12 protein-coding genes are annotated in these 12,332 nt (G+C 61.9%); 8 read left to right on the forward strand and 4 right to left on the reverse strand.

The window, feature by feature from the left end:
- Positions 1-243 precede the first annotated feature (243 nt).
- Together H7B90_RS03125 and H7B90_RS03130 are read left to right on the forward strand one after the other, a co-directional pair.
- Positions 244-939 (forward strand): response regulator transcription factor, encoded by a 696-nt coding sequence (locus H7B90_RS03125; protein WP_185134418.1) that lies wholly within the window; start codon positions 244-246, stop codon positions 937-939.
- Between the two features lie 63 nt (positions 940-1,002).
- Positions 1,003-2,229 carry a sensor histidine kinase gene (locus H7B90_RS03130; protein WP_185134419.1) on the forward strand — a complete coding sequence of 409 codons (1,227 nt, stop codon included), beginning with the start codon at positions 1,003-1,005 and terminating at the stop codon, positions 2,227-2,229.
- On the opposite strand, the gene H7B90_RS03135 is transcribed toward H7B90_RS03130, so the two are convergent.
- The gene (locus H7B90_RS03135; RefSeq protein WP_185134420.1) at positions 2,226-4,151 is read right to left on the reverse strand and encodes an FAD-dependent oxidoreductase; all 1,926 of its coding nucleotides are present in this window, start codon (positions 4,149-4,151) and stop codon (positions 2,226-2,228) included. The genes H7B90_RS03130 and H7B90_RS03135 overlap by 4 nt on opposite strands.
- A gap of 469 nt (positions 4,152-4,620) precedes the next feature.
- On the opposite strand from H7B90_RS03135, the gene H7B90_RS03140 reads away from it, so the two are divergent.
- Both H7B90_RS03140 and H7B90_RS03145 read left to right on the forward strand, forming a co-directional pair.
- A complete protein-coding gene (locus H7B90_RS03140; protein ID WP_185134421.1) occupies positions 4,621-5,421 on the forward strand; it encodes a CPBP family intramembrane glutamic endopeptidase in 801 nt (266 codons plus the stop codon).
- A gap of 47 nt (positions 5,422-5,468) precedes the next feature.
- A complete protein-coding gene (locus H7B90_RS03145; RefSeq protein WP_185134422.1) occupies positions 5,469-6,113 on the forward strand; it encodes a GDSL-type esterase/lipase family protein in 645 nt (214 codons plus the stop codon).
- Here H7B90_RS03145 and H7B90_RS03150 read toward each other — a convergent pair.
- Both H7B90_RS03150 and H7B90_RS03155 read right to left on the reverse strand, forming a co-directional pair.
- Positions 6,110-6,769, reverse strand: a complete 660-nt coding sequence (locus H7B90_RS03150; RefSeq protein ID WP_185134423.1) for a response regulator transcription factor — start codon at positions 6,767-6,769, stop codon at positions 6,110-6,112. The genes H7B90_RS03145 and H7B90_RS03150 overlap by 4 nt on opposite strands.
- 17 nt (positions 6,770-6,786) lie before the next feature.
- Entirely contained in the window at positions 6,787-8,847 is a 2,061-nt protein-coding gene (locus H7B90_RS03155; protein WP_212962327.1) for a sensor histidine kinase, read from the reverse strand.
- A 232-nt stretch (positions 8,848-9,079) separates the two neighbouring features.
- Here H7B90_RS03155 and H7B90_RS03160 point away from each other — a divergent pair, with 232 nt between their 5' ends.
- Positions 9,080-9,628: a hypothetical protein gene (locus H7B90_RS03160; protein WP_185134425.1), complete on the forward strand. Its 549-nt coding sequence runs from the start codon at positions 9,080-9,082 to the stop codon at positions 9,626-9,628.
- Here the strand turns inward: H7B90_RS03160 and H7B90_RS03165 are convergent.
- Entirely contained in the window at positions 9,606-10,481 is an 876-nt protein-coding gene (locus H7B90_RS03165) for a LysR family transcriptional regulator (protein WP_185134426.1), read from the reverse strand. The two genes, H7B90_RS03160 and H7B90_RS03165, sit on opposite strands and share 23 nt — an antisense overlap.
- A 132-nt stretch (positions 10,482-10,613) precedes the next feature.
- Here H7B90_RS03165 and H7B90_RS03170 point away from each other — a divergent pair, with 132 nt between their 5' ends.
- From H7B90_RS03170 to H7B90_RS03180, 3 genes are all read left to right on the forward strand, one after another.
- Positions 10,614-11,093 (forward strand): nucleoside deaminase, encoded by a 480-nt coding sequence (locus tag H7B90_RS03170; protein ID WP_185134427.1) that lies wholly within the window; start codon positions 10,614-10,616, stop codon positions 11,091-11,093.
- A gap of 159 nt (positions 11,094-11,252) precedes the next feature.
- On the forward strand, positions 11,253-11,669 hold the full coding sequence (locus H7B90_RS03175; RefSeq protein WP_185134428.1) for a hypothetical protein: 417 nt from the start codon (positions 11,253-11,255) through the stop codon (positions 11,667-11,669).
- A gap of 77 nt (positions 11,670-11,746) precedes the next feature.
- Complete coding sequence (locus tag H7B90_RS03180) at positions 11,747-12,325, forward strand: TetR/AcrR family transcriptional regulator (protein ID WP_185134429.1); 579 nt, start codon at positions 11,747-11,749, stop codon at positions 12,323-12,325.
- Positions 12,326-12,332: the final 7 nt, after the last annotated feature.

Below are 12,332 nucleotides of genomic sequence, written 5' to 3' on the forward strand. Positions count from 1 at the left end.
CTCGCAGAGTCGGCGGAGGAGGAGGGAGCCCGGCGCGGATAAGTTGTCGAAGCGCTCGAAGGTTTTGCTTGAGGCGCAGAAGCGGGGGGCGGGAGCCGGCGGCGCGTCCTATGCGGCGGCGTGCATGGACGCATTTTAAGCGTTGCTTATGAATTCGGAAACCCATTGGTTAAGAATTTATGTATATAATAGAGTCGATTGTCTTCCAATCGCAGGCGATAAAAGGAAATTCAAGGAGGATCCATGGCGGACAGCACGATTCTGATGGTCGACGACGAAGCGGAGATCATCAAGCTAATGAGTCTCTATCTCAAGAACGAAGGCTATAAGCTTCTTCAGGCTTCGAACGGCTTGGAGGCGCTCGATATTCTGCAGACCCATCCGGTCGATCTTATCATTCTCGATCTGATGATGCCGAAGATGGACGGGCTGGAGGCCTGCATGAGAATCCGGGAGACGAACCATATTCCCATCATCATGCTGTCGGCCAAGAGCCAGGACATCGATAAAATATCCGGCCTGAGCGTCGGAGCGGACGATTACGTCACCAAGCCGTTCAGCCCGCTCGAGCTGGTCGCGCGCATCAAGTCGCAGCTGCGGAGGGTCAAGCACTTCAGCGCCGCGCCGGCGAACGCGAACGAGATCCACGTCGATAACGTGACCATCAACAGCGCTTCCCACACGGTTACGGTGGATCAGCGGGAGGTCAAGCTCACCCCCCGGGAATTCGCGCTGCTTCGCCTGCTGGCCGTCAACCGCGGCGTGGTGCTCAGCATGGACCGCATCTACGAGGAAGTGTGGAACGAGCCGTTCATGGAGTCCAAGAACAGCGTCATGGTGTTGATTCGGAAGCTGCGCGAGAAGATCGAAGCCGATCCCCGGGAGCCGCGTCTCATTAAGACCGTCTGGGGAATCGGCTACAAGATCGAAGCGGACTGAACGGAGGCGAGCCCAATCCGATATCCATGGCTATATACGATCCGGTGGCGTCTCATCCTCATCATGCTGGTCAGCCTGGCCCTGACGGCGCTTGTTCTCCTCATCGGCTACTTCCTGGCCGAAGCGCTTCTCCGCGTCCCGATAGCGAGAATCCCGGTCAAGTGGGTCATCGAGCATTACGGCTCGAATCGCGCCATGATCGTCGCGGGCATCGTGCTCTTCCCGTTCGCCTTCTTCTTGGCCAGCGCCCGGCTGGCGCGGGACCTGCGGATGCTCGGCGAAGGGCTGAACCGGATCGCGGACGGACGGTTCGGGCAGCAGGCGGCGGTGAAGGGCAAGGACGAGCTGAGCGCGGTCGCCGACGGCATGAACAGGCTGAGCGCCGAGTGGGACCGTTATCTGGAGGGGATCACGCTCGGCCTGGACGAGATCGCCAAGGGGCAGTTCGACTATCAGATTCCGGAGGGGCCCGGCAAGCTGGGAGAAGTGGCGCTCAGCATCAACCGGATGAGCGGGCAGCTGAAGCGGTCGATCGAAGAGGAGCGCCGGGCGGAGAAGACGAAGAACGATCTGATCACGGGCGTGTCGCACGATCTGCGGACGCCGCTGACCTCGATCCTGGGCTTCCTCGAAGTCATCGAGAACGACCGCTACCAGGACGAGACCGAGATGCGGTACTACGTCAACATCGCTTATGAGAAGTCGCTCGCCCTGCGCAAATTGATCGACGATCTGTTCGAATATACCCGGATCAACAACGGCATGCCCCTCGATCTCCGCGAGCTCGACATCGTCGGGTTGATCCGGCAGCTGGCCGAAGAATTCGTGCCTTCGTTGGAGCAGGCGGGTATGGAGTGCCGGGTGAACGCGCCCGAGGGCGACTTCAAGATGCTCGCGGACGGCGGGCTGCTGGTGCGCGTGTACGAGAATCTGATCTCCAACGCCATTCAGTACGGCCATGCCGGCAAATATATCGACATCGACTTCCTCGCGGAGGGCGAGGAGATCGTCGTCAGGCTCCAGAACTACGGCGACCCGATTCCGGAGCGGGATCTGCCGTTTATCTTCGACCGGTTCTACCGGGTGGAACGCTCGCGGTCCAAGGAGACCGGCGGAACCGGTCTCGGCTTGGCCATCACGAAGAGCATCGTCGAAGTGCACGGAGGGAGCATTACGGCGCGGAGCAGCCGGAAGGCCACGTTCTTCGAGACCCGCTACCCGGCTTTGCGGAGCGCCGGCGGAGGCGAGGGAGGAGACCGGACTCTTAGGCCGGCTTTCACGAGTCCTTAAGCGGAATCCCTGTCGGCCGGCCGGGCCCCCAGCCCCTTCTCCATCAGATCCCGCAGCAGCATATATTGGTCTCCGTTCGTCAGATGATCGCGGTTGGAGATCGTATCCAGAGCTTCGCCCGTGATCCAGCCGCGGGAGACGAGTTCCTCCAGCGCGTTCTCGTTCGTGATCCCGTCGTCGTCCAGCGCGGCCTTGGCGAGGATGAAGGCGGCGTCGCCGAGGGACAGCGGCATCTTGCGGGGATTCTTGTACGCGTTCAGCAGGCCCGTCAGATCGCCGCGGAATCGATCCGGCCGAAGGGTCATCATGGCGCGGACCATGTTGTGGAAGCGCTGAAGGTTCGAGCGGTCGTTCAGCTTCCAATCGTTCTCGAATCCCCCCGAGACGAACAGGGTGCCGGCGGCGAACAGCAGTCCCTTGTACTGCTTGTGCTTCATGTACTTGGGGGTCGGCACGATTCGGGGCTTCAGGTCCATGCCTTGCTTCGTCAGCGTGTCCTGCAGCTCGGCGATCCTCTCCCGGGAGCGAGACATTTCGGCGAAGCTAATTTGATGCTTGAGAGCGATCTTGACCGCGGCTCCGGCCGCTTGTCCCGTCGCCATGCCGAGCGGAACGACCCGGGCGCTTCCGTGCGGAATCGAGTCGAAGCTCGCGGAACGTCCGACGACGAGCAGGCCGTCCGTTCCGGCGGGAACGAGGCATCGGAACGGGACGCCGTATTGCTTCGGATGCATCAGGATCGTCCCGGCGCCTCCGGTGTTCGTGCTCTGAATGTCGACGGGGTAGGAGCCGTAGGCGATATCGTCCCAGTGGGTGCGATTCTCCACGACGTCCGCCGTCGTGAGCCGATACTCCCCGATCAGATGCCGGGATTCGCGGGTGTACAGCTCGTCGGCCGTTCCGGCGTATTCCAGGTCCTTCATCGCCGGGAACTTCTTCCGGAGGAATTCCGCGATGAGCGGGGCCTCCTTCTTGGCGTCTTCCAGCCCTCGTTCGACCGATCGGGGATCCAGAGGGTCGACTCCGAACAGCTGCATGGCGTTGATGAGGATGGTTCCGTCGTTTTGCCGGCCGATATTCAGCCCGCGCATCTTGATTCGATTGGGGTCGGTGGAGGGATAATCTTTCGCTTCGACGTATCCCCAGATGCCCAACTCGTCCGCCCCCATCCCCGAACGCTTCTTCATCTCGTTCCAGATCCGGTCGGTGACGCCGCTCATCCGGATCACCAGCGTCGACGCCATCAGGCTGCTCTTGTCGCCGACGTCTTCCCTTCCGACCGTGAAGTCCGCGCCGGCCATCGCGTAGATGTCCCCGTCCTGGGTGGCGTCGATGACGGCCGCGGCGGGAACGGTCATGGCGGCGCCGTCCGGTCCCGTCCATTCCATCCCCGTCACCCGGATTCGGCCGTTCTGCTTCTTCGCGATCGGCTTCCAATTCTTGACGCCCATCCGCAGATCGATGTTCGGCTCGGCCTTCACCATCTCGTAGAAGGCGTTGGCGCCGGTCACGAGATCGAACGAGGTCCCTTCCACCTTGTCGTACCATTCCTGGAACAAACCCTTGTTCAGAAAAGCTTTAGGATCGCCGGGCGCCCGGTTCAGATCGAGAGAATTCAGTCCGCCTTCCGTCAGCAGGCCGCCGAGCATGCGGCGGTCTCTGGCCTCGAGGAGCAGAACCCGCAGGCCGTTGCGCGCGGCGGAGACGGCGGCGGTGATCCCTTCGGGATCGGTGCCCGCGACGATGACGTCGTATTCCGGCTCGATCCGGCTCGCCGATTCGACGGCGGCGAGCGGCTTGCGCGCGGGCGGGTCGACGGCCGGATCGGCCGGCGCCGCGAAGTCGCAGCCCGCGGCCAGCAGGGAGAATAGAAGAAGAAAGGCCATCCCAAGCGCGATTCCGCGCTTCGCGAGAACTGTCATAGAGCTTACCCGTCCTTTGGAGAATGTGATGCGGGCATCGCGGAAAGATGCCCGGGTCGCGATCGACGAGGTCAAGTATAGAAGACAGTTCTTACCGCCTAGGCTGCCGACTTCTTCCCGAATTCTTATCATTCGCTTACGAATCGCATCGAATTGTCGGTATCGGACCTAAGAAGGCCCCGCTCGGCGCGCCGAGCGGGGCAGGGTCACTTGGGGGAATGCTGACGGTACCACTCATTGGCTTCCCGCAGCACTCGATCGCCGCCGGCCGCCATAAACTCTTGGACGAATTCGTCGAAGAACTCCAAAGGCTGTTCGCCCGTGATGATGGAGGCTGGCAACGGCGCCAGGTCGGGGAGAGGCCCCGACCGCGGTCAAGGTTCGCGGACGGTCCTGGGCCTGTTCCGGCCCGTTCGCGGTTTTGGTATCCTTTTCCATATACAAGGGAATGGGAAAGGATAGGTGCGCCATGCTAACCGTTCGGAACCGCCAGCCCTCCTTGGGGCTCGTTCTTCTCGTCTACTACCTCATCGCCTCGGCCGGCGCGCTGCTGCTCGGCCTGATCCAGCCCGTCCTGGGCGTCCCCGAGGTCGTCCTTCAGCTGACCCAATTCGGCCCTGCGCTGGGCGTGGCGGCGATTCTGCTCCTCTGGCCGAGGGCGAGAAGGCCCGCTCTGACGGTCGATCTTCGGCTCTGGCCGTCGAAGCCGCGATGGTTCCTCGTCTCGGCCGTCCTGATCGCCGGCACGTTCCTGGCCGCTTGGCTCTGGTATGTCGTCACCGGCCATTCGGTCTCGTTCGCGTCGCCTACGTCCCTGTCCCATCCGTTCTGGCTCATCGCGGTCGCCCAACTCGTCGGGGCGGCGGGCGAAGAGATCGGCTGGCGCTGCTTCCTGCAGCCTACGCTGCAGAGCCGGATCGGCGTCTTCCCGGCTTCCGTCGTCGTCGGCCTGCTGTGGGGAATCTGGCATGTCGGCGTCTTCGCCGAGGGCTGGGCTTACGCGTCGCTGTTCCTCCTCTTCGCCGTCTCTCTCTCGGTCATTCTCGGCGAGCTTCTGCGCGATGCCAAGGGCGGAAGGCTTCCGCTGGCCGCCTTTTACCACGCGCTCGTCAACCTGGGCCTGCTCCTCTGGTTCAACGAGGAAGACGGCAGCCGGCTGGCGATGGGGTCGCTGGCCGCGGCCTGCGCGATCGGGGCGATCGTCGTTCTGGCGAACGGACTCGAGCGGCGCCACGGCAGACGCGGCTATACGCTTGCCGGAAGACGATAATGAGATAGAATGGAGGTAATAGAAGCCGTAGAGAGGGGACGCGCGTCATGACGGAAGCGCTCGACGAGAAGAAGGAGAAGGCGAAGAGGTACCGAATCCTCAACGCGCTGGCCCGGAAGGGACAGACGGTATTCGTCGGGTCCTCGCTGATGGAGTTTTTCCCGATCAACGAACTGCAGCAGACGCTGGACAACCGATATTGCATCTACAACCGCGGCGTGGCGGGCTACGTGACGGCGGAATTGCTGGAGACGATGGAGGAGTGCGTCTTCGAGCTGCAGCCCTCCAAGGTCTTCATCAACATCGGGACGAACGACATCAGCCTGCCCGATTACAAGCTGGAGCGCCTGATCGCCAACTACGGCGAGATTCTGTCCCGCATCGCCGCCAGGCTGCCGGATTGCCGCGTCTACGTCATGGCTTATTATCCCGTGAACGCCGTTGCGCGCTTCCCCGGCGTGTCCCGGGAGGCGATGGAAGAGGTGTTCCGGCATCGGACGAACGAGGCGATCCGGGAGGCGAACGAAGCGGTCGGGAAGCTGGCGGCCAGGCATGGCTATGCCTTCATCGACGTGAACGAGGGATTGACGGACGCGGACGGGAATTTGCGCGAAGAGTACGCCGTCGACGGCATCCACATGCACCCGAACGGCTATGCCGTCATCCTGAACAATATGCTCCCGTACCTCTAGCCCCTGTTCCCGCCTCCAAGACCCGCTTCCCTGGCCAGCAGAATGGCTTGGGCGCGGTCGACCACTTGCAGCTTGTTCAGAATGTTCGAGACGTGATTCCGGACCGTCTTCAAGCTGAGCTGCAGCGATTGGGCCAGCTCGGAGACGGTCTTGCCGTCGGCGAGCAGCTTCAGAATCTCGGTCTCCCTGGCGGTCAGCTCCGGGAAGAGCTCGGTCTGAGGCGGATGCTGGATCGTATCGAAGTAATACATCATTTTGCCGGCGATGCCGGGACTGAAGATGGCTTCCCCGTCCGCGACCGCGACGAGAGCGCGAACGATCTCCCGGGGCTTGGCTCCCTTGAGCAGATAGCCGCGGGCGCCCGCCCGCATCGCCGAGAAGACGGAGTTGTCGTCGTCGAACATCGTCAGGATCAGAATCCGGATATGCGGGCTCGTCCGGACGATGTGCCGCGTCGCCTCGATACCGTTGACGCCGGGCATGCTGACGTCCATCAAGATCAGATCCGGCTGCAGCGACTCGGCCAGGCGCATGGCTTCGTCCCCGGACTCCGCTTCCCCCACGATCTCCATCCCCTCGTGCCCCTGAAGGACGGCGATGATCCCTTCCCGGAAGAGCGGGTGGTCGTCCGCGATCAAGATTCTCATTTTGTCCATGAATGAAATCCTCCTTATTACGATACGGATTGCGAGAGCAACGGGATCTCGATCTCGATCCGGGCGCCCGCCTCCGCCGATCGATGGATCGCGAACCGTCCGTTGAGCTCCTCGGCCCGCTCTCGCATGGAGCGGATGCCGACTCCCTTCCGGGAAGCGTCGGACAAGCCGACCCCGTCGTCCTCGATCTCGATCCGCAGCGACTCGTCGACCGCGAGCCGGACATGGCACGCGGTGCCTCGCGAATGCTTCAGAGCGTTCGCGATCGCCTCCTGAACGATCCGGTAGACGGCAACCTCTACCGCCGCCATGAGCGGCGGGAGCGACTCGGGAGACTGCAGCACGACGCGGAAGTTCGCTTGCTGCGATTGCGCGACCAGCTCCCGGACGGAGAAGAGCAGGCCGAACTCGTCGAGCGAAGGCGGCCTTAGCGCGTATACGAGCCTGCGAATGTCCGCGATCGCTCCGTCCAGCTGCTGCTGAACGTTCGCGAGCAGCGATTGGGCCATCTCCGGCCGGTCTTCGTACGCGTCGAGGGCGGTCGCCAGCTTCATGCTGATGCTGGCCAGATTGGAGCCGAGCCCGTCGTGCAGATCCCGCCGCAGCCGCCTCCTCTCCTCCTCCCTCGCGCTGACGAGCTGTTCCCTCGAACGCTGGAGCTCGCCGGACATGAGAGCCGTCCGGGTCGCGATCGCTACCTGCCGGATCAAGTCGTCGAGCAAGTAGCGCTTGCCGGGAGGAATGATGTTGTGAATGGCGGAGGAGCCGAGAATCAATGTCCCCACTCGCTCCTCCTGAATCGTCAGCGGGAACTCCAGGCACCCGGGAACCGGCGATCCGTAGGAGGCGAGCAGGGCGGAGTCCGGACTCTCGCGATCGTTGCGAATCGCGGCGTACGGCAGCCTCAAGGCTTCGGCCAACGTCTTCAGGACAAGCGGAAGGACGGTCTGATTGGAGACGACCGCTTCCAGCTGCTGGGTTAAGCTCGAGACCACCCGGTAGGGCTCCTCGCCCACGCCGTAGATCAGCCGGTTAACCGCCGCCTGAACCTTGTCCCGAAGCGGCTGCAGCGCGATCGCGATAATCCCGATGATCAGCAGAGAGATCAGCCAGTTGTCCGCGGTCTGCAGCATGGCGCCGATCGTGCCGGTCGCGAGCGCGTAGACCGAGACGACCGTAAAGCTTAGAACCGCATATACGATCGACCGATTGAAGGCGGGGGCCATCGTGCGGATTCTCTGCTCGATGACGGTCAAGGCGACGGAGAAGGGGATCGACAGCAGGCCGATACTGATGATCCCCCACAGAACGATCTTGACGACCGGATGGTCTCCGACGGTGACCATGAACGCGGAGCCCGCCATATACAGCGCGATGCTGCCGATGAACCACTTCGTCCGCTGGCGCTGCTCCGCCGAGAAGCTCCGCTTATAGCGATAGATCTGGGAGTACGCGATCAGCGCGAAGAGGACGGAGCTCTGGACGACCCGCAGCTCGACGGGCCACGTCGACATATCGAGCGCGGTCCCGGGCGCGACGTAGGTGGCGAGAGCGAAGAACAATCCGTAGATCGCGAAGGGCTTCGTCCAGCGGGGAGCGAAGGTTCCGTCGGGATACAGGAAGAGCAGCAGATACGAGAGCCCGAACAGCATATCCTGCAGTTCCAGGAAGCGGACCGCCAGGGGCCAGGCCTCCAGGACGGTTCCGTCCGCCGTGAACGCGGAGCCCGTCGCCATCAGCAAGACGGAAGTCGCGTAACAGACGGGGTCATGAGAGCCGTACCGGTAGAGAATCCAGCTGACGGTGAAGAAGCTCGCGAACGACAAGGCGGAGAACCCGCCCATCACTCCGCTGTAGAACGAGGCCGGAAGCCCGATCCGATTCAGCGAGGCCATCTGGCCGTTCGTCAAGTAGAAGATGCTCGAGCACCAGTTCTCTTCGGCGCAGGCGACTTGATGCTGGGAGTATCCTAGCCATAACGAGATGGCGAAAATCGCCAGCGAGAAGAGGGCGAACGACGGCCATATCGTATGCCGGACCAGCCGAATCGCCCAGGATTCTCCGAGTAATCTATTCATCACGGGCCCTATACCTAACCTTTTCGCGCGAATAAGTCCTTTGATTCCACTATAACCGCCACACCCGGAACGGGAAAGGGAGCAATTCCCGAACGGGCAGGGAACTATCTTCCCGGGCTGTACGGGAGCATGCATCATGACGGCGGGACATTCTCGTTGGTACATTGTTCCTGCCGCCTTCGACCCGGAGGCCGGCGCGACAATGACGACGAGAGAAATCGGAGGATTGAACATGACGTTGGAAAGAGCGGTTAGATGGTTTGCGTTCGCGGCCATGATCGGAGGGATATGCCGGATAGGAATGACGCCTTCTGCCTTCATCTGGGGAGGAGACAGCGATCAAGAGCTGACCTGCGCGTTCGTCGCGAACATTCTTATGGCGTTCGGCACGTTCGGCCTCTATCTGGCGCAAGCGAAGGAAGCGGGGAAGTTCGGATTTATCGCGTTCGCCGTTATGGAGCTCGGGCTGATTCTGGTCACCTGCACGGTATGGTCGTCCATGCTGCGCGTATCCCCATGGGAATGGGGCATCGTGAAGAGCTTCGAGATCGGATCCGGGATGCTCGGGATGCTGCTCTTCCCGATCGCCAGCCTGAGAGCCCGCGTGCTGCCCAAGTGGGCTTGCTTCGCGATGCTCGCCATGCTGCTGGTGGGCCCGATCTTCGAGAAGTTCGTCGCTCTGGTATGGGGGGTCGCCTATATCGGCTTGGGTTATGCGGTCTGGTCCGGCAAAACGAAGGGCGCTTCCGCGGCCAATCTTAATCCGGGAGCAACTCTATAAAGTGCTGGGCCGCCTTGGATAGGCGATGATTCTTGAGGCCGATTAGCCCTGCGGAAGAGGCCATATCGGCCGGATGGGAGATGCGGCTGGCCCGGACGGCGCAGCCTTCGCGCCGGTCCAGCAGCGCAGCCGGAACGATCGACGCGCAGAAGCCGGACGAGACTAAGCTCAGCAGCAGCGAGATGTCGGAGCATTCGCCGGCCAGGTTGGGGTGCAGACGAGACTGGGAGAACGCCTCCAGAATCGAAGCGTGCACGCCCAGCCCTTGCGTGCTTGGCAGCAGAAGGGGAAGGTCTGCGATGTCGGCCAGCGAGACCTCGGGGCCGAAGCTCTTGCCGTTTGCCGACGTGATCAGGTAGTAGGGCTCGGAATAATGGCGGAGAACCGCAAGGTCGTCGCCCAGCTCGAGAGGCAGCCGGACGAAGGCCAGCTCGACGGCTCTGTCCCGGACTAACCGGCACAGATAGGAGGATTCGTTTTGTTGAATTTTGTAGGTCACCTTAGGGTAGAGCTCCCGGAACCGGCGGAGAACCTCGGGCAATCCCGCCGCCGAGAAGGTATTCACCCCGATCGCCAACCGCCCGTTCGCCCCGATTCCGACCTCCTTCACTTCCGTCTTCGCTTCTTCCATAAGTTCGACCATCTGCAGAGCATATGCGTATAACGTCTTGCCCGCTTCGGTAAGCTCCAGGACTTTGCCGCTTCTCTCCGCCAGCTCGGCGCCGAGCTCTTCTTCCATCGCCTTCAATTGCTGGCTTAAGGGCGGCTGCGAGAGATGCAGCCGCCTGGCCGCGGCCGAGATCGTCCGTTCCTCCGCGATCGCGATAAAATAGCGCAGCTGCCGGATGTCCATGCTTGCAGCTCCCTCCTTTGGTATATGAAAAAGCTTACCGAAACCCGTTTTTTTATATATTTTTCGTCTATCTCCTCCCATGTTAACATGATTGTATGGAAGGAAAAACAACGAACGGGGAGGAGAGCGATCATGATCAATGAAGTCGATCTGAAGCATCTGAGGCGCTGCGTGGAGCTTGCGAGAGCCGCTTTGGAGGCGGGCGACGAGCCGTTCGGCTCGGTTCTCGTGTCGGCGGACGGAGAGGTGCTCGCCGAGGACCATAACCATGTCGCCGGCGGGGACCATACCCGGCACCCGGAATTCGCGCTCGCGCGCTGGGCCGCCGAGAGGATGACGCCGGAGGAACGAGCCAAGGGGACGGTCTATACGTCGGGGGAGCATTGCCCGATGTGCGCGGCCGCCCACGGCTGGGTGGGGCTGGGCCGGATCGTGTATGCGAGCTCGTCGGCGCAGCTGACGGAGTGGCTGAACGAGATGGGAGTCGCCCCGGGACGGGTACGGCCGCTTCCGATCCAGGAAGTCATTCGCGACACGCCGGTCGACGGGCCTGTTCCGGAGCTCGCCGGGGAGGTTCGGGAGCTGCATCGCCGGCTGCATTCGAGAGGATAATCGGATATACGGGAACGATCGGTAAAAATAATTCTTTACCGGTCGTTCTCAATATGCTACAATCAATCCAGAACGAAGGAGACGATGCTTCTGCGCGGCTATTGTAGAACGATCGTTCTCAATGTGGTAGACGACAATGGACACAAGGAGTCGGTCGACATGGTTCACTTCGAATCGAAGCACGGATTGGTGAGCTGGAACGAAGATCTGAAGGCCGTAATCATGGAATGGAGAGGCTTCGCGTACGGTCCGGAGTTCCAGTCGATCCTGCTGAAGGGCGCGGAGCTGCTGGAGCTCCGGAAGGGCAGCAAGGTGCTGATGGATACGCGCGGCGGCTCGGCGATCAAGGCGGAAGACAAGGAGTGGATCGGGGAGTTCTTCATCCGGCGGGCCTACGAGAGCGGGCTTCGGCATCTGGCGTTGCTGCAGCCGAACAGCGTCGTCGCCCGGCTGAGCGTGAATCGGACGGTGGAGGGACTGGGGGCGCTGCCTTACCGGCAGGAGAGCTTCGAAGATTGGGACGAAGCCGTGCGATGGCTGGCCGATCCGTCGGCGACGCTGCGCGCGATAGGCTGACAGCCGGCAGGATGAAGCGCCTCATTTCTTTACCGACCATTCCCGTTTTGTTATGATGGGCTCGGGAGGGAGATTCAATGGCCAGAAGCAAGGAATTCGAAGAGAACGACGTCCTGGAGAAGGCCATGATGCTGTTCTGGGAGCAAGGGTTCGAGAAGACCTCCATGAACGATCTGGTCGAACATATGGGAATTCACCGGAGAAGCCTCTACGATACCTTCACCGACAAGCGCACCCTGTTCCTCAAGGCGATGGAGCGGTTCGAGGATCGCATAGGCGGCCGATGGGCGGCCCGGGCCAAGCAGGCCGAGACGGCCGATCAGGCGCTCCGATCGATCTTCCGGTTCGTGATCGACGGCGATGAAGACGCTCCGCCCGGCTGCATGCTCGTGAATTCGGCCGTCGAATTGGCGGTTCGGGACGCGGACGTGGACGCCAAGACCGCGCAAGCCTTCGCCAAGTCGGAGGACCTGCTCGCCGAGATCGTGGCTTGGGGCCAGCAGAGCGGCGAATTCACGGAGCGGTACGAGGCGAAGGAGTTGGCCGAGTATCTTCATAACGCGCTGGCGGGCTTAAGGGTGATGGCTCGGACCTCCGCGGCCAAAGAGAAGCTGGAGCGGATCGCGGAGATGTCGATGCGGATATTAACGCCGTGACAACGCG

Source organism: Cohnella xylanilytica (assembly GCF_014212175.1).
GTDB lineage: Bacteria > Bacillota > Bacilli > Paenibacillales > Paenibacillaceae > Cohnella > Cohnella xylanilytica.